The organism is Candidatus Pelagibacter sp. PS_10_02 (assembly GCF_059418005.1).
In genome coordinates, this window is record NZ_CM182076.1 from 490,315 (window position 1) to 506,572 (window position 16,258).

Consider the following 16,258-nt stretch of genomic DNA (forward strand, 5'->3'; position numbering starts at 1 on the left):
ATGTCAGGTTCAATTATTCAAATTACAAATGTAAATAAGTGGTTTGGTGATTTCCAAGTCTTAAAAGATATAAATCTTGAAGTAAAACCTAAAGAAAAAATTGTTGTTTGTGGTCCATCTGGCTCTGGAAAATCTACATTAATCAGATGTATTAATAGATTAGAAGAACATCAAAAAGGGTCAATCATTGTAGATGGAACTGAAATTTCTGAAGACACTAAGAATATTGAACAGGTAAGAGCTGAAGTAGGAATGGTATTTCAGCAATTTAATCTTTTTCCTCATTTATCAATTTTAGATAATTGCACACTTGCTCCCATTTGGGTGAAAAAAATGCCTAAAAAAGAAGCAGAAGAGCTGGCATTAAAGCATTTAGAAAGAGTTCAAATTTTAGATCAAGCCCAAAAATTTCCAGGACAACTTTCTGGTGGTCAACAACAAAGGGTAGCAATTGCTAGAGCACTTTGTATGGAGCCTAAAATTATGCTGTTTGACGAACCAACTTCTGCTTTAGATCCTGAAATGATTAAAGAGGTATTAGATGTAATGGTTAATTTAGCTAAACAAGGTATGACAATGATAGTTGTTACTCATGAAATGGGTTTTGCCAAAGAAGTTGCTGACCAAATGATTTTTATGGATGAGGGAATGATTGTAGAAAAAGCATCTACTAAAGATTTTTTTGCAAATCCAAAAAGCGAACGAACAAAATTATTTTTAAGTCAAATTTTATAGCTCAATTTTTGTCCATTTATCAACAAGAATTTTGATAAATCTATTTTTTATATTCTTGACACTAATTCCATATACTACTTAAATTTATATAAAATAATAAATTTTTTTATTGCGCTATTTAGTAAAAATCTGTTCAATACAAATTTATAAAATAAATTTTAAGAGGGGTCTTAATGGAAGATAATTTTAATAAACATCTGGGTAATAAATTAAAGCTTAGAAGGTTAGCTTTAGGTTTGACACAAACCAAGGTAGCAAAAGCAATCAACGTTACATTTCAACAAATTCAAAAATATGAAAAAGGAACTAATGGAGTTAGCTCTATTAGGTTACTTCAATTAGCAAATTATCTAAAAGTTCCAGTTAATTATTTTTTTGAAGATTTTTCAGAATATTTGGGCAGTCTTGAAAAATCTAATGAAAGCCACTTGAAAATAAACTATAATTTTTTAGTTAAGCTTTATTCAGAATTGAATAATGATCAAAAATTGAAGTTTAGTAAAACTTTACAGACCTCTAGTACAAGTATTTCTAAAGTTGGATAAATAAATAATATAAGACCCCAAAATAGATCAATAAACAAATTTTTTTTGAATTGGCTCCTCGGGCAGGACTCGAACCTGCGACCAATTGATTAACAGTCAACTGCTCTACCAACTGAGCTACCGAGGAATATTAAAAACTCAACTTACTTTTTTTTCAAAGTAAAACAAGATTTTTTTTGGAGGCAACGCCCAGAATCGAACTGGGATACAAGGATTTGCAATCCTCTGCGTAACCATTCCGCCACGTTGCCATCGTATCTATATTTTAAGCAAAACAGATCCTTTTATATATTAAATATATAAAATTAGTCTACCAAATAAGCCTTCAAAAATGATTATTGTTAATTCATATTATTAAATTATAAACTTATAATCATCTATGAGTAACGATAAATACATACATACTGACGTTGAAGACAAAATTTATTCTTACTGGGAAAAAAATAATTTATTTAAACCAGTAAAACATAAAAAACAATTCTCTGTTGTTATACCTCCACCAAATATAACAGGCAGCCTTCACATGGGTCATGCTTTAAATAATTCTATTCAAGATCTTTTAGTTAGATATCACCGTATGAATAATTATGAAACTTTATGGCAGCCAGGAACAGATCATGCTGGTATTGCCACTCAAGCTTTAGTCGAGAGAAAACTAACAACCGAAAAGATTGATAAGAATGAAATTGGTAGAGAAAAATTTATTGAAAAAGTTTGGGAATGGAAAGACCAATATGGTGATATTATTATTAATCAATTAAAAAAACTTGGATGTTCTTGTGATTGGTCTCGTAATGCCTTCACAATGGATGAAAATCTATCTAAATCGGTAATCAAGGTTTTTGTGGATCTTTATAATAAAGATTTAATTTATAAAGATAAGAAACTTGTGAACTGGGACACTGTTTTAAAAACAGCAATTTCTGATCTTGAAGTTGATCAAAGAGAGGTAAATTCTAAAATTTTTTACATTAGATACCCAATAGATGGAACTGATGAGTTTATAACAATAGCAACTACTAGACCTGAGACAATGTTGGGAGATACTGCGATTGCTGTAAATCCAAAAGATGAAAGATTTAAAGATTTTATTGGCAAAGTAGTAACGATACCAATTGTTGGCAGAAAGATTAAGATTATAGAAGATGATTATGCAGATCCTGAACAGGGAACAGGAGCATTAAAGATTACTCCAGCACATGATTTTAATGACTATGACGTTGGACAAAGAAATAATCTTGAGATTATTAATATTTTTACAGAAGCTGGTAAAATCAATGAAAATGCTCCCAAAGAATATATTGGATTAGATAGATTTGAAGCAAGAAAGAGAATTTTAAAAGAACTTAAAGAAAAAGAATTTTTTGTAAAAGAAGAAAATATTAAGAATAAAGTTCCATATGGTGATAGATCAAATTCAATAATCGAACCATTTTTAACCGAACAATGGTTTGTAGATGCAGAAAAATTATCTGTTAAAGCTAAAGAAGTTGTTAGCTCAAAAAAGACAAATTTCTTTCCTGAAAATTGGTCAAAGACTTATTTTCAATGGATGAACAATATTGAGCCATGGTGTATCTCAAGACAACTTTGGTGGGGTCACCAAATACCAGCTTGGTACAGTCCAGATAAAAAAATCTTTGTAGCTTACAATGAAGAAGAAGCAAAAAATTTAGCTTATAATCATTATGGTAAAGATGTTGAGTTAAAAAGAGATGCAGATGTGTTGGATACTTGGTTTTCATCTGGTCTTTGGCCATTTGCAACTTTAGGCTGGCCTGAGGATAAAAATTATGTTGAAAAATTTTACCCAACATCTGTTCTAGTTACAGGTTTTGATATTATCTTTTTTTGGGTTGCAAGAATGATTATGTTTGGCACAGAATTTTTAAATAAAGAACCTTTTAAAGACATTTATGTTCATGCATTAGTAAGAGATGAGAAGGGACAAAAAATGTCAAAATCAAAAGGAAATGTAGTTGATCCTTTAGATTTAATTGAAAAGTATAGTGCTGATGCATTAAGATTTACTCTACTTTCAATGGCATCTCCAGGCACAGATGTAAAACTTTCTGAAGATAGGGTTAAAGGATATAGAAATTTCCTTAATAAACTTTGGAATGCTAATAATTTTTTAATAACAAATAAATGTGATTTTACCAATATCGATAAAATTCCAAATTTATCAGTTAATATTAATAAATGGATTTATGCAGAGCTAATTGAAGCAAAGTCAAAAATTGAGAAAAATTTAAAAGACTACAGATTTGATGAGGCAGCAAAAAATGCTTATAAATTTGCTTGGCACTCTTATTGTGACTGGTATTTAGAATTATCAAAGACAATACTGTTTTCGGATAATGAAGGAGCAAAATCTGAGGTTAAAAAAGTTTCAAGCTATGTATTCAAGCAAATTTTGATTTTATTGCATCCCTTTATTCCGTTTGTTACTGAAGAAATTTGGCTCAAAAGTAAGTTTGATAATTCTAGTAAAAATTTTTTAATGCATGCTAATTGGCCATCTGGAAAGATTAATAAAGACACTAGTACTGAACAAGTTGAGAATATTATAAACATCATATCTGAAATTAGGTCGTTTAAAAATGAGCTAAATGTAAGCCCTGGTTCGTTTATAGATATGTCCATAAATAATATTAATGACGATCAAAAAGATTTTATTAATAATAATGAAATTATCCTTAAAAAATTAGGAAGAATAAATAATATTCTTAGTGATGATTTGGATAAACCAGCAGCAACTATGGTCGTTTCAGGCGATTTATTTAAAATTTATTTTGATAAAGATGTTGATTTAAAACTTATAAAAGAAAATTTAACTAGCAAACAAAATAGAATTCAAGACGAAATGAACAAGATATCTCAAAGATTAGAAAATAAAAGTTTTGTAGATAGAGCGCCAAAAGAGATTGTTGAACAGGAAAAAACTAATTATAATAATTTAAAGAATGATATTGATAAAATATCAGTAACAATTAAGGGTATATAATGGCAAAATTTAACAAAAAGAAACTTCCAAGTAGACATACATCTTTAGGTGCAGATAGGGCCCCTCATAGATCATTTTATTATGCAATGGGTGAAACTGAAAAAGATGTAGCAAAACCATTTGTAGGAGTTGTCTCTACATGGAATGAAGCGGCGCCTTGTAATATTGCCCTAATGAGACAAGCTCAATCTGTTAAAAAAGGTGTTAGAGCTAATGGTGGTACACCTAGAGAATTTTGTACAATTACTGTTACTGATGGAATTGCAATGGGTCATGAAGGAATGAAATCTTCTTTAATTTCAAGAGAGGTAATAGCAGATTCTGCTGAACTTACTGTAAGAGGCCATTGTTATGATGCGTTAGTTGGTATTGCCGGATGTGATAAATCTTTACCAGCATTGATGATGTCAATGGTTAGATTAAATGTACCAAGTGTGTTTATATATGGAGGCTCAATTCTTCCAGGAAGATATAAAGGAAAAGATGTAACAGTTGTTGATGTATTTGAGGCTGTTGGAAAACATTCATCTGGTCAAATGTCATCAGCAGAGCTTAGAAAATTAGAATTAGTTGCATGTCCAAGTGCTGGAGCATGTGGAGGGCAATTTACTGCAAATACTATGGCATGTGTATCTGAAGCTATAGGACTTGCTTTACCATATTCTGCAGGAACTCCTGCTCCCTACGAGGAAAGAGATAAGTATGCCAAAGCTAGTGGTAAAACTGTTATGAATCTTTTAAAGAAAAAAATTAAACCTAGAGATATTGTAACAAAAAAAGCTTTAGAAAATGCTGCAACCATAGTCGCTGCAACTGGTGGATCTACTAATGCTGCGTTACATTTACCAGCAATTGCTAATGAAGCTGGAATTAAATTTGATTTAATGGATGTTGCTAAAATTTTTAAAAAAACTCCTTACCTTGCTGATTTAAAACCAGGAGGAAAATATGTTGCAAAAGATATGTGGTTAGCAGGTGGTGTTCCCATGTTGTTAAAGACACTGTATGATGGAGGTTTTATTCATGGTGATTGTTTGACGGTTACCGGAAAAACTATGAAGGAAAATTTAAAAAATATTAAATTTAATCCTAAGCAAAAAGTTTTAAGAAAATATGATAATCCATTATCTCCAGATGGTGGTGTAGTTGGTTTAAAAGGAAATTTAGCACCAGATGGTGGTATTGTTAAAATTGCGGGACTTAAAAAATTACAATTTACTGGTAAAGCTAGATGTTTTGATAATGAAGAAGATGCAATGTCAGCTGTTCAAAACAAAAAGTACAAAGAAGGAGATGTTATCATTATTCGTTATGAAGGTCCTGTTGGAGGCCCAGGTATGAGAGAGATGTTATCAACTACTGGTGCAATTTACGGTCAAGGCATGGGTGAGAAAGTCGCCCTTATAACTGACGGAAGGTTCTCAGGAGCTACAAGAGGGTTTTGTGTCGGTCATGTAGGCCCTGAGGCGGCTCTAGGAGGTCCTATAGCGCTACTACGTAATGGAGACATAATTGATATCGATGCTAAAAAAGGGTCGATTAATGTCAGACTTTCTAAAAAAGAATTAGCTTCAAGAAAAAGAAAATGGAAACCAAGAAAATCAGATTTTGGCTCCGGCACACTGTGGAAATATGCGCAAACAGTAGGACCAGCTTATTTAGGTGCTCCAACTCATCCTGGTAAGAAAAAAGAAGTTAAGGATTATTCAGAAATTTAATGAAAATTCGTCCAGTCATTTTATGCGGTGGTGCTGGAACTCGACTTTGGCCTAATTCAAAAAAACATCAAGCAAAACAATTTATTGATTTTGGTAATTGGACTTTATTAGGCAAAACTTTAGAAAGAACTAAAGCGTCAATTTATGACTCACCAATTATAAGCACTAATAAAAAATATTTAAAACAAGTTAAACAACATCTTAAAAAAAATAAGATTAAGAAATTTAAAATTGTATTAGAACCAGCAAAAAGAAATACAGCTCCAGCTATTTTAAGCACAGCTCTAATTAAAGATATTCCTGATGATCAACCGTTAATGTTTTTTACAGCTGATCATTTGATTGAAAAGATGAGTATTTTTAATAAAGCAATTAACAAAAATAAATCAAATTTAACTGATCAAAATATTTTTATATTTGGAATAAAACCAACATCTCCATCAAGTGAATATGGATATTTTGTAACTAAAAAAATCAAAGGAAATGTTAATAAAGTAATTAAATTTATTGAAAAACCAAAAGAAGCTAAAGCTAGGCAGGTTATAAAACAAAAAGGTTGTTGGAATTCAGGAATGTTTTTTCTTAGAAAAGATTCAATAATAAATAACTTTAAAAAACACCAGCCAATTATTTATAAAAATTGTGTTAACTCTATTAAAAAAGCAAAACTTAAAAATAACACTTATTATTTAAACAAAGCGTCATTCATTAAAGCACCTGCTAAATCTTTTGATTATGCAATCTTAGAAAAAACAAAAAAAATTAATGGTATTAAATTAGATATACCTTGGTCTGATCTTGGAAGTTGGAAAGAGATTTTAAAAATGTATGACAAAAACAAAAATAAATATGCTAAGAAAAAAAATGTTTATTACCGACCCTGGGGTAGGTATACTAATTTGTTTGAAGGAAAAGAATTCTTAATTAAAGAATTATTCGTTAAACCTAAAGGTATTTTAAGCCTTCAAAAACATCATCATAGATCCGAACATTGGTTAGTTACACAAGGAAATCCAAAAATAACTTTAAATAAAAATAAGTTTATAAAAAAGCCTTATGAACATGTATTTATTCCATTGCAGGCTATTCATAGAATTCAAAACCCTGGAAAGAAACCAGTCAAAATTATGGAAGCACAAATAGGATCAATTCTTAAAGAAACAGATATTGTTAGATATCAAGATATATACGGCCGTATTAAATAATACTTTCAGCTATTATGCTTCTAGCTGTGTTATCTGTACAAACGAATAAGATATTTTTCTTTATAAAATAATTTTATAAATTCCAATTAAGAATAATGGTATTTGTAAACCAAAATTAGTTAGTATTGCTTTATCTTTTGATAAAAATCCTGCAACAGTCCACCCAACCACACCTAAACCATGAAAGTAAATATTGATAGGATAGATATTTAAATTAGTTAATAATATTCCAGTTAATACTAAAGCAGTACTGATCCATTTAAGGTATTTTTTAATAAACATAATCTCCTCTATATGTAAGTTTTATGAGAATCTTATTACAATTATAACGGATACAAAAATCTTTATTAACAGTGTATTGACAAAAAAAAATGTTATGTTATAACATCACATAATGAATAATAATGATATAGTTTTTGATATAATTAAGAAATCGAAGAAGCATTTAACTGCCTATGAAATACTAGATAAATTTCAAAAATTTAAAAAGATACAACCAATGGCTGTTTACAGATCTTTAAAAAAACTAATTGAAGAAGACAAGATACATAAATCCAATCAGAATAAAACGTATGTATTGTGCAGTCATGAGCATGTTAAACATAATCCATCTATAGCTATTTGTAGAGATTGTGGAGACACAGAAGAGCTTAAATCAGAATTATTTGAAACAATATTTAAAAAAAACCCAATTAAAAATTATGACTTCAATAATTTTCAGCTTGAAGTTTCAACAATATGTAGGAGATGTAACTAATGGAACACGCGCACGAATTACCAGAATTTCTTCATTTTTTAGAAGAACTTATAGAAGAATACGAAATATTAAGAGGATTTATATTTGGTTTTGTGCATACTTTAATTCCATTAATTGGTTTTTATTCAGGTTGGAGTATAAACCGTTTTTTAAAATTAATTTCTAATGGTGCAATTGCTGGAATAATTGGAATAGTTTTAGCTCATATTATAGCAGACTTTATAGCGGCCTTACTTGATCCTGATTTAAAAAGTGCAGCTATTGGTATTGTGCTTGGAGGTTTTTTACCTCTTTTATCCGTACCTTTTTTAGAAAAATATGTAACAAAAAGTCAGTATCACACTGTTGTAGGTGATCATGAAGATCTAAAAAAAGATTTGAAAACCAAGCATAAATAAAATATCTAATAGGGGAATGAGTACAGTTTCCCTTACATTAGATGAAATTTTTGATTTAGCAAAAAATACATTATTAGCTAATGGTTGTGATGAAGAGAATGCTAGTATTTTAGCTGACACTATTATGAGAGCTGAAAGAGACGGCTCTGTGTCTCATGGTTTGTTTAGATTACCTGCTTATGTTGCGGGCTTAAAAAGTAAAAAGATTAATGGTAAAGCAAGACCTGAATTAGAAAATGTTGCTCCAAGTATTATTAAAGTATTAGGTAATAATGCAGTTGCTCCTATGGTTTTAAGTTTAGGACTACCTGCTGTTATTGAATTAGCAAAAAAAAATGGCGTAGCAGTTCTAGCTATAAAAAATTCACATCACATGGCAGCCCTTTGGCCTGAAACTGAAGCTATTGCTGAAGCTGGCCTCGTTGGTATCGCTTGTACGTCTTATAAGCCTGCTGTTGCACCAGCTGGTGCTACGAAACCTTTATATGGTACAAACCCAATTTCTTTTGCTTGGCCAAGACTAGGTAAAACTCCAGTTGTCTATGATATGGCCACAGCCTCAATGGCAATGGGTGAAGTTCAGATTGCAAAAAGAGAAGGGCACAAAGTTCCTCTTGGAACAGGCTTAACTAAAGAAGGTAAAGAAACAACTGATCCTGGTGAAATTGCTGATGGTGGAGTTATACTTCCATTTGGTGGTTATAAAGGGTCTAGTATAGCAATGATGGTTGAGTTATTAGCTGGAGCATTAATTGGAGAAAATTTTAGTTTTGAAACTGCTGCTAAAGATAATAACGATGGCGGTCCGCCAAGTGGTGGTGAATTTATTATAGCAATCTCACCAGATAAAATTTCTGGTAAAGGTTGGGATAAACATGCTGATAAATTTTTTAGTAAAATGTCAGCTATGGATGGGGTTAGACTTCCAGGTGAAAGAAGACATAAAAATAGATTAGATAAAGGACCAAGAAATATTAATGAAGAACTTGTTAATAAAATTAAATCTTTAAGCTAATTCAATTTCAATAGGGGTGTGATCTGAAGGTTTTTCTTTTCCTCTGGGGTCTTTGTTAATATTAACATTCTTAACTATATTTAATAAAGAATTTGATACTAAGAAGTGATCAATTCTTAAGCCATTATTTTTTTGCCAAGCACCTCTCATATAATCCCAATAAGTATATCCCTCTGTTCCACCATGAATATGACGGTAAGCATCATGAAAACCTAAATTAATTATTTCTCTAAATTTTTTTCTTATCTCAAGTCGGTATAAAGCGTCATCTTCAAACCCTTTAATATTATAAGCATCTTCTGCTGAAGGAAGAATATTAAAATCACCTGCTAAAATAATATTTTCATTTTTTTTTGAAAGAGACTTTAGTTGTTTAATCAAACTATCTAACCACATTTTTTTATAAGAATATTTTTCTGTATCAACTGGGTTACCATTTGGCGTATAAATATTAATTATTTGTATATTTTTTTTCTTATATTTTAATTCTGCTGAAATAATTCTAGATTGTTTCAATTTATCTTTAATCAAATCTATTCTAACATTTTCTAGTTTATGCTTAGATATAATAGCAACACCATTATAACTTTTTTGACCAAATACATAACTTTCATAATCTAATGTTGAAAAATCATCATAGGGAAAAGTCTCATCTTGTGTTTTAATTTCTTGCATCATAACAACATCGGGAGAAAATTTTTGAAGGTATTCTTTAATATTTTCAATTCTTGCTCTAACAGAATTAACATTCCAAGATGTGATAACCATTATATAGAGAATGAAACACCACAACCGCAAGAAGATTTGCTTTGTGGGTTAGAGATTTTAAATTGATCACCAATTAGTTCTGAAACATAATCTACTTCAGATCCTTTTAATAAATCAGCTGAAGTTTTATCTATTAGAATTTTTTCATAATTTAGATCATCATTAGATATCTCATTATCAAAAGTAAATTCATATTGAAAACCAGAACATCCACCACCTTTAATAGCGATTCTAAAAAAAGAACCAGGAGATTTTTTGGAGAGCAAATTATTAATCTGTTTTATAGCTTTATCTGTAAATTTAATTTCTTTAAACATAACACAACACTGGTATTACTATTATAATATCAATTTATTGAATTTAAAGCATGAATAATTACTCTCATTTGGCTCTTTCTAAAAGTATAGGTCGTTTACATAAAGAAAACAATTCAGTTTATAGAACGTCTTTTCAAAGAGATAGAGACAGAATTATACATAGTGCTTCCTTTAGAAGACTAAAACATAAAACTCAAGTTTTCGTTAATACAGAGGGGGATCATTACAGAACTAGAATTACTCATTCAATAGAAGTTGCACAAATAGCTAGATCTATTGCTAAATATTTAGGTTTGAATGATGATCTTTCAGAAACTTTAAGCCTTGCTCATGATCTGGGTCACACTCCATTTGGTCACGCAGGTGAAGATGCTCTTAATGATTGCATGATAAATTATGGAGGATTTGATCATAACCTTCAAACTTTAAGAATTGTTATGTTTTTAGAACACAAGTATCTAAAATTTAAAGGACTAAATTTAACAATAGAAACACTAGATGGATTGTTAAAGCATAATGGTCCTATTAATGACTTATCTACTGTTAACAGATTAATTGGATTAAAAAATTTTAATAAAAAAATAAAATATAAGAATTCAGGATCACTTGAAGCACAAATTTCAACAATTTCTGACGATATTGCTTATAACAATCATGATATTCAAGATGGAATAAAAGCTAAATTATTTGATTTAAATGACTTAATTGAAATTAATTTTTTTAGAGATATTTATAAATCACATAAAAAAAATATTAAAAAAAATAACAAAGATATTTTGATATATCAAATTATAAGAGACTCGATTGATTTAATGGTTAGAGATTTGATTGCTAATACAAAGTACAATTTAAAGATTAATAAAATTAAGACTATAAAAGATGTTTATAATTTTGATAATAATATTGTTTGTTTTTCAAATAAGTTTTTATCAATTGAAAAAGAAATTAGACTTTTTTTAAGAACTAAAATGTATAATAATAAAAATGTATTATTAAAAAATAACCAAGGTAAGAAAATTATCAGTAAATTATTTTTTAAGATAAAGAAAAACCCATCGAAGTATATATCGAAGGACCAATTAAAAGCAGACTCTAATAGAGCAATAGCTGATTTTATTTCTGGTATGACCGACAGATATGCAATTAATTTAAATAAAACTATTTAATGAACATTTTTGACTTATACTTAGACAAGATATTAATATTAATTAAAAAACTAAATAAAGATAAATTAATTGTTTTGCCAGAATCTTTAAATGGAATTAATGTTGATATTCCACCTGCTAACTTTGATTGTGATATTTCATCAAATGTAGCAATGTTCTTATCAAAAATTAATAAAAAATCCCCAATGGATTTAGCTAATTTTTTAATTAATGAAATAAAGAAACAAGATGTGTTAATTGACTCAATAAATGTAGTAAAACCAGGTTTTATCAACATTAAATTTAAATCAGAATATTGGAATAATTTTATAAAGAATGTAAATGACAATTACATAAGCTATGGAACCAATATTAAAGAAAAGAAAAAAAAATATTTGATTGAATTTGTATCCGCCAACCCCACAGGTCCGTTGCATGTTGGTCATTGTAGGGGGGCAATTTTGGGTGATGTTATATCTAATCTATTGATATTTAATAAACATGATGTTTCAAAAGAATATTATGTAAATGATTACGGTAATCAAATTATAAATTTTACTAAGTCTGTTTATTATCGAATTAGAGAAATAATTTATAATGAAAACTTTCCAAAAGATAATACAGATCTTTATCCAGGTGACTATTTAATAGATATAGCTAACAATATTATAAAGATCAAAAATGATTATAAATTTGACAATTTTGAGCATATAGCTAAAGAATTAACACTTCTTTCTGTTTCTGAGTCTTTAAAATTGATTAAGGGAAATTTAGCAAATCTTGGAATAATTCACGATAAATTTACTAGTGAAACTACTATTGTCCAAAATAAGGAAGTTGAAAAAGTAATCGAAAATCTTAGACAAAAAAATTTGATCTATCAGGGAAAAATCAAAGCTCCTAAAGGAGATAATGATAGAGAATGGATAGAAAGAGAGCAGCTTTTATTTAGATCTACAGATTTTGGTGATGATAAAGATAGAGCTTTACAAAAATCAGATAAAACATGGACATATTTTGCAAGCGATGTTGCTTACCATCATAACAAATTAGAGAGAAATTATGATATTTTAATTAATATTTTGGGCGCAGATCATGCTGGCTATATTAAAAGAATTACCTCGGTTGTTGAAGCGTTATCAGGATCTAAGAATAAGTTAGTTTGTAAAGTTAGCCAACTTGTAAAACTTATTAAAGAAGGGAAACCTTTTAAAATGTCTAAAAGAAAAGGAGATTATATAACTGTTGAAGACTTAATTTCTGAAGTTGGAAAGGATGCTACAAGATTTATTATGTTAAATAGAAGTAGTGATGTTGAGCTTGATTTTGATTTTAGCAAAGTCAAAGAAAAATCTAAAGAAAATCCTCTTTATTATGTTCAATACTGTTTTGCCAGAATTTCATCTGTCTTTAGACATGTGGGATTAGATATTAATAAGGATTTAAAAATGAAAGAATATAACTTTAATTATTCTAAAGATGAAATGAATATATTAAAAAAAATTGCTGAATGGCCAAAATGCATAGAAACTGCAAGTTCAAGGCTTGAGCCTCATAGAATACCTATTTACCTTTATGAACTTTCATCTGAATTTCATTCATACTGGAATATGGGCAAAGAAGATAAGAGCAAAAGATTCATAAATGACGATAAAAAAATTCCTAATGATAAATTAGTTTTTTTAAAAATAATATCTAATGTAATTAAAAGTGGTATGTCTATTGTAGGAGTTAGCACTCCTGAAAAAATGTAATGTTTAAAGAGTTAAAATATCTTTTTTTTATATTATTTATAATATTAACTATTTTTTTGGCTGTTGATTATTATTTTTCAGATAATAATAAAAAGAAATCCTACAGATCAGTACAAGAAATTAATGAAATGATTATTTCTTATTCAGAAAAACTAATTTTGTTAAATAACGACACCGATAATGTTGTAAAATATGTTGAAAAAAATTTAGATAATAAAAAAAAAAATCATAGTTTTTGGAAATTGATAAACAGTGATGATTAATAGAAGAAGTTTTATAATAGGAATTAAATCAACAATATTGAATAAAAAAGAAATATTCTTTTTAAAAAAATATAAACCCTGGGGAATAATTCTTTTTAAGCGCAATATTAAGACAATTAAACAAACAAAAAAATTAACCAATCACATTAAAAAGATATTCAATGATACAAAATACCCTATTTTATTAGATCAAGAAGGAGGCAGAGTTAACAGGCTTACAAATTTTCTAAATAATGATTTATCAACTAGTGAATTTTTTGGAAATTTATATTCTAAAGAAAGAAAAATTTTTAATATTAAATATAGTGAATTTATTGCAGAAACAGCTAATCATCTTAAGTTAATAGGTGTAAATCTCAATACTGTCCCTGTTCTTGATTTAAGATTAAAAGGTTCAAGCTCCATCATAGGTGATAGATCTTTTTCCCATGATCCCAAAGTAGTTTCAAGAATTGGTGATATTTGCATAGAAAATTTTCATAAAAATAAAATAGGAACCATTATGAAGCATATTCCAGGGCATGGTTTAGCAAAAGTAGATAGCCATAAATTAACACCTACAATCAAACAAAATCTTAAATATTTGTCAAAAAAGGACTTTATACCATTTAAGAACAAGAAATGTCTTTTTGGGATGACGGCACATATTGTCTATTCTCATATTGATAAAGTTTATACAGCCACTCATTCAAAAAAAGTAATAGATATAATTCGTAAAAAAATTAAATTTCAAAATATTTTGTTGTCAGATGATATTTCGATGAAAAGTTTAAAATTTAGTATAAAAGATAATACGATAAAAGCATTCAGTGCTGGATGTGATTTGGTTTTACACTGCAATGGAAATCTTAAGGAAATGAAAGCTGTGGCTACTAATTCTCCATTTTTAAACAAATTTATAATTAAAAAAACATCACAATTTTACAAAATTATAAGCTAATATTTGGAATGTCGATTAATGATTCTAAAAACTTCAATGTTGATCTTGATAATTATCAAGGACCTCTTGATATATTATTAGATTTAGCAAAAGCCCAAAAGGTTAATCTCGAAGATATTTCAATAACTTTATTAGCTGACCAATTTCATAATTATATAAAAAGTCAATCTAATTTGAATTTAGAAGTCGCCTCAGAATATTTATTAATGGCAACTTGGCTTACATATTTAAAATCTAAATTATTATTACCTGGTAATCCTGAAGAAGAATTCAAAGTTTTAGAAGTTGCTGAAAAATTAAAATTACAATTAAAAAAATTGGAATTAATTCGTTTACTTTCTGATCAAATGTTAAAAAGAAAAAGATTAGGTAGAGAAATTAGACTTAGAGGAATCAAAGGTAATATAAGATCAATTTATAGTACGGAATATAAATTAAACTTATACGAATTACTTAAGTCTTATTCATCTATTATTATGACAAAAGATTTTCAAAGAATGAATATCCCCAAGCTACCTGTTTTCACCACAGAAGATGGCATTAAAAGAATTAAAGAATTTTTTGGTAAACTCATAGATTGGAAAAATATAAATGACTTAATACCCAGTACGTTTAAGAGTGGTCTTAAATATAAACGTACTGGAAAAGCGGGAATTTTTGCTGGATCCCTTGAACTTGTTAAAGAAGGCAATCTTACAATCAAACAAGATAATTTATTTGATGAAATTTATGTTAAGGAAATTAAATGAACAAGGTTAAAAAGAATTTGAAAAATAATATTTTTGAATTTCCAAAAAAAATAAATGTTGGAGAAAAAGAAGTTGAAGCTATAGTTTTTGCAGCAGCAGAACCTTTGGATATTGAAACAATTGAGTCAAAAATTTCAAAAAAAATTAATGTTTTAAAAACTTTAGAAAAACTTCAAACGGATTATTCGTCAAGAGGCATAAATTTAGTTTGTATTTCTAACAAATGGTCATTTAGAACTTCTGAAACTTTATCAAATTTAATGTCACAGGAAAAAACAGTTGAAAAAAAACTTTCAAGAGCTGCAATAGAAACATTGGCAATTATTGTTTATCACCAGCCAGTAACTAGAGCTGAAATTGAGGAAATTAGAGGTGTAGCATTTGGTACGAATACATTGGAAATACTTATGGAGTTAAACTGGGTCAAACCCCAAGGAAGAAAAGATGTTCCTGGTAAACCAATTCAATATGCAACTACTGATGACTTTTTAAGTCATTTCAGTCTTCAAAAATTGTCTGACTTACCTACAGTTGATGAATTGGGATCTGCTGGTTTAATTGATAGTTCAAATATTGATAATGCAATTTTTGGTACTGGCAAGTTTTACAAGGAGAAACAAGAAGAAAAAAAGGAAGATATCTATGAAAATATAGATGAGATGTTAAGCAGCACATTGAATTCCAATGAAGACAAATAAAAAGTTTCTTTAAAATACTAATTAAAAGATGTATAAAAACCTATGAGCATTGGAATTTGGCAAATAGCAATCGTTGTAATTTTAGTTGTCCTACTATTTGGTAGAGGTAAGATTTCTAGTCTAATGGGTGATGTAGCCAAGGGTATTAAAAGTTTTAAAAAAGGAATGGCTTCAGACATTACCGATGAACCAGAGCCCAAAAATATTTCTGAAGATAATCAAGACAGTAAAGACAAAGAGTAAG

Annotated in this window: 18 protein-coding genes and 2 tRNA genes; 15 read left to right on the forward strand and 5 right to left on the reverse strand. The window is 28.8% G+C overall.

Annotation, left to right across the window (positions count from 1 at the left end; genetic code table 11):
• On the forward strand, nucleotides 1-735 hold the full coding sequence (locus tag AC5SL1_RS02635) for an amino acid ABC transporter ATP-binding protein (protein ID WP_494600184.1): 735 nt from the start codon (nucleotides 1-3) through the stop codon (nucleotides 733-735).
• A gap of 173 nt (nucleotides 736-908) precedes the next feature.
• Nucleotides 909-1,280 (forward strand): helix-turn-helix domain-containing protein, encoded by a 372-nt coding sequence (locus AC5SL1_RS02640; RefSeq protein ID WP_494600185.1) that lies wholly within the window; start codon nucleotides 909-911, stop codon nucleotides 1,278-1,280.
• A 51-nt stretch (nucleotides 1,281-1,331) separates the two neighbouring features.
• Here the strand turns inward: AC5SL1_RS02640 and AC5SL1_RS02645 are convergent.
• Nucleotides 1,332-1,407 (reverse strand) — tRNA-Asn (locus AC5SL1_RS02645).
• 50 nt (nucleotides 1,408-1,457) lie between these two features.
• A tRNA-Cys gene (locus AC5SL1_RS02650) sits at nucleotides 1,458-1,531 on the reverse strand.
• Nucleotides 1,532-1,659: 128 nt separating this feature from the next.
• Here AC5SL1_RS02650 and AC5SL1_RS02655 point away from each other — a divergent pair.
• The 3 genes from AC5SL1_RS02655 to AC5SL1_RS02665 are packed head-to-tail and all read left to right on the forward strand — an operon-like array spanning nucleotide 1,660 to nucleotide 7,210.
• Nucleotides 1,660-4,287, forward strand: coding sequence for a valine--tRNA ligase (locus AC5SL1_RS02655; RefSeq protein ID WP_494600186.1), 2,628 nt, complete (start codon nucleotides 1,660-1,662; stop codon nucleotides 4,285-4,287).
• Nucleotides 4,287-6,005 (forward strand): dihydroxy-acid dehydratase, encoded by a 1,719-nt coding sequence (gene ilvD, locus AC5SL1_RS02660; protein WP_494600187.1) that lies wholly within the window; start codon nucleotides 4,287-4,289, stop codon nucleotides 6,003-6,005. Before AC5SL1_RS02655 ends, ilvD begins: the two co-directional genes overlap by 1 nt.
• Nucleotides 6,005-7,210: a sugar phosphate nucleotidyltransferase gene (locus AC5SL1_RS02665; RefSeq protein ID WP_494600188.1), complete on the forward strand. Its 1,206-nt coding sequence runs from the start codon at nucleotides 6,005-6,007 to the stop codon at nucleotides 7,208-7,210. The genes ilvD and AC5SL1_RS02665 overlap by 1 nt, the downstream gene beginning before the upstream one ends.
• A gap of 60 nt (nucleotides 7,211-7,270) precedes the next feature.
• On the opposite strand, the gene AC5SL1_RS02670 is transcribed toward AC5SL1_RS02665, so the two are convergent.
• Nucleotides 7,271-7,492, reverse strand: a complete 222-nt coding sequence (locus tag AC5SL1_RS02670; RefSeq protein ID WP_494587037.1) for a DUF6552 family protein — start codon at nucleotides 7,490-7,492, stop codon at nucleotides 7,271-7,273.
• A 112-nt stretch (nucleotides 7,493-7,604) separates the two neighbouring features.
• On the opposite strand from AC5SL1_RS02670, the gene AC5SL1_RS02675 reads away from it, so the two are divergent.
• The 3 genes from AC5SL1_RS02675 to AC5SL1_RS02685 are packed head-to-tail and all read left to right on the forward strand — an operon-like array spanning nucleotide 7,605 to nucleotide 9,380.
• Complete coding sequence (locus AC5SL1_RS02675; protein ID WP_494600189.1) at nucleotides 7,605-7,967, forward strand: Fur family transcriptional regulator; 363 nt, start codon at nucleotides 7,605-7,607, stop codon at nucleotides 7,965-7,967.
• Complete coding sequence (locus AC5SL1_RS02680) at nucleotides 7,967-8,365, forward strand: hypothetical protein (protein ID WP_494573735.1); 399 nt, start codon at nucleotides 7,967-7,969, stop codon at nucleotides 8,363-8,365. The genes AC5SL1_RS02675 and AC5SL1_RS02680 overlap by 1 nt, the downstream gene beginning before the upstream one ends.
• Before the next feature lie 16 nt (nucleotides 8,366-8,381).
• Nucleotides 8,382-9,380: an Ldh family oxidoreductase gene (locus tag AC5SL1_RS02685; RefSeq protein ID WP_494600190.1), complete on the forward strand. Its 999-nt coding sequence runs from the start codon at nucleotides 8,382-8,384 to the stop codon at nucleotides 9,378-9,380.
• On the opposite strand, the gene xth is transcribed toward AC5SL1_RS02685, so the two are convergent.
• Nucleotides 9,372-10,148: an exodeoxyribonuclease III gene (gene xth / locus AC5SL1_RS02690; protein WP_494587035.1), complete on the reverse strand. Its 777-nt coding sequence runs from the start codon at nucleotides 10,146-10,148 to the stop codon at nucleotides 9,372-9,374. The genes AC5SL1_RS02685 and xth overlap by 9 nt on opposite strands.
• Entirely contained in the window at nucleotides 10,148-10,465 is a 318-nt protein-coding gene (locus AC5SL1_RS02695; protein ID WP_494573732.1) for a HesB/IscA family protein, read from the reverse strand. Before AC5SL1_RS02695 ends, xth begins: the two co-directional genes overlap by 1 nt.
• Before the next feature lie 50 nt (nucleotides 10,466-10,515).
• On the opposite strand from AC5SL1_RS02695, the gene AC5SL1_RS02700 reads away from it, so the two are divergent.
• The 7 genes from AC5SL1_RS02700 to tatA are packed head-to-tail and all read left to right on the forward strand — an operon-like array spanning nucleotide 10,516 to nucleotide 16,257.
• Entirely contained in the window at nucleotides 10,516-11,631 is a 1,116-nt protein-coding gene (locus AC5SL1_RS02700; RefSeq protein ID WP_494600191.1) for a deoxyguanosinetriphosphate triphosphohydrolase, read from the forward strand.
• On the forward strand, nucleotides 11,631-13,364 hold the full coding sequence (argS, locus tag AC5SL1_RS02705; RefSeq protein WP_494580668.1) for an arginine--tRNA ligase: 1,734 nt from the start codon (nucleotides 11,631-11,633) through the stop codon (nucleotides 13,362-13,364). Before AC5SL1_RS02700 ends, argS begins: the two co-directional genes overlap by 1 nt.
• On the forward strand, nucleotides 13,364-13,627 hold the full coding sequence (locus tag AC5SL1_RS02710; protein WP_494600192.1) for a hypothetical protein: 264 nt from the start codon (nucleotides 13,364-13,366) through the stop codon (nucleotides 13,625-13,627). Before argS ends, AC5SL1_RS02710 begins: the two co-directional genes overlap by 1 nt.
• Complete coding sequence (locus tag AC5SL1_RS02715) at nucleotides 13,620-14,567, forward strand: glycoside hydrolase family 3 N-terminal domain-containing protein (RefSeq protein ID WP_494580672.1); 948 nt, start codon at nucleotides 13,620-13,622, stop codon at nucleotides 14,565-14,567. Before AC5SL1_RS02710 ends, AC5SL1_RS02715 begins: the two co-directional genes overlap by 8 nt.
• A gap of 8 nt (nucleotides 14,568-14,575) precedes the next feature.
• Nucleotides 14,576-15,316 (forward strand): segregation and condensation protein A, encoded by a 741-nt coding sequence (locus tag AC5SL1_RS02720; protein WP_494573727.1) that lies wholly within the window; start codon nucleotides 14,576-14,578, stop codon nucleotides 15,314-15,316.
• Nucleotides 15,313-16,014, forward strand: coding sequence for an SMC-Scp complex subunit ScpB (gene scpB / locus AC5SL1_RS02725; RefSeq protein ID WP_494573726.1), 702 nt, complete (start codon nucleotides 15,313-15,315; stop codon nucleotides 16,012-16,014). Before AC5SL1_RS02720 ends, scpB begins: the two co-directional genes overlap by 4 nt.
• A gap of 42 nt (nucleotides 16,015-16,056) precedes the next feature.
• On the forward strand, nucleotides 16,057-16,257 hold the full coding sequence (tatA, locus tag AC5SL1_RS02730) for a twin-arginine translocase TatA/TatE family subunit (protein WP_494573725.1): 201 nt from the start codon (nucleotides 16,057-16,059) through the stop codon (nucleotides 16,255-16,257).
• The last annotated feature ends 1 nt before the right edge of the window (nucleotide 16,258 follow it).

Coding starts and splice junctions, on each gene's coding strand:
- AC5SL1_RS02635 (WP_494600184.1), top strand. CDS start 1: ATGTCAGGTTCAATTATTCAAATTACAAATGTAAATAAGTGGTTTGGT.
- AC5SL1_RS02640 (WP_494600185.1), top strand. CDS start 909: ATGGAAGATAATTTTAATAAACATCTGGGTAATAAATTAAAGCTTAGA.
- AC5SL1_RS02655 (WP_494600186.1), top strand. CDS start 1,660: ATGAGTAACGATAAATACATACATACTGACGTTGAAGACAAAATTTAT.
- ilvD (WP_494600187.1), top strand. CDS start 4,287: ATGGCAAAATTTAACAAAAAGAAACTTCCAAGTAGACATACATCTTTA.
- AC5SL1_RS02665 (WP_494600188.1), top strand. CDS start 6,005: ATGAAAATTCGTCCAGTCATTTTATGCGGTGGTGCTGGAACTCGACTT.
- AC5SL1_RS02670 (WP_494587037.1), bottom strand. CDS start 7,492: ATGTTTATTAAAAAATACCTTAAATGGATCAGTACTGCTTTAGTATTA.
- AC5SL1_RS02675 (WP_494600189.1), top strand. CDS start 7,605: ATGAATAATAATGATATAGTTTTTGATATAATTAAGAAATCGAAGAAG.
- AC5SL1_RS02680 (WP_494573735.1), top strand. CDS start 7,967: ATGGAACACGCGCACGAATTACCAGAATTTCTTCATTTTTTAGAAGAA.
- AC5SL1_RS02685 (WP_494600190.1), top strand. CDS start 8,382: ATGAGTACAGTTTCCCTTACATTAGATGAAATTTTTGATTTAGCAAAA.
- xth (WP_494587035.1), bottom strand. CDS start 10,148: ATGGTTATCACATCTTGGAATGTTAATTCTGTTAGAGCAAGAATTGAA.
- AC5SL1_RS02695 (WP_494573732.1), bottom strand. CDS start 10,465: ATGTTTAAAGAAATTAAATTTACAGATAAAGCTATAAAACAGATTAAT.
- AC5SL1_RS02700 (WP_494600191.1), top strand. CDS start 10,516: ATGAATAATTACTCTCATTTGGCTCTTTCTAAAAGTATAGGTCGTTTA.
- argS (WP_494580668.1), top strand. CDS start 11,631: ATGAACATTTTTGACTTATACTTAGACAAGATATTAATATTAATTAAA.
- AC5SL1_RS02710 (WP_494600192.1), top strand. CDS start 13,364: ATGTTTAAAGAGTTAAAATATCTTTTTTTTATATTATTTATAATATTA.
- AC5SL1_RS02715 (WP_494580672.1), top strand. CDS start 13,620: ATGATTAATAGAAGAAGTTTTATAATAGGAATTAAATCAACAATATTG.
- AC5SL1_RS02720 (WP_494573727.1), top strand. CDS start 14,576: ATGTCGATTAATGATTCTAAAAACTTCAATGTTGATCTTGATAATTAT.
- scpB (WP_494573726.1), top strand. CDS start 15,313: ATGAACAAGGTTAAAAAGAATTTGAAAAATAATATTTTTGAATTTCCA.
- tatA (WP_494573725.1), top strand. CDS start 16,057: ATGAGCATTGGAATTTGGCAAATAGCAATCGTTGTAATTTTAGTTGTC.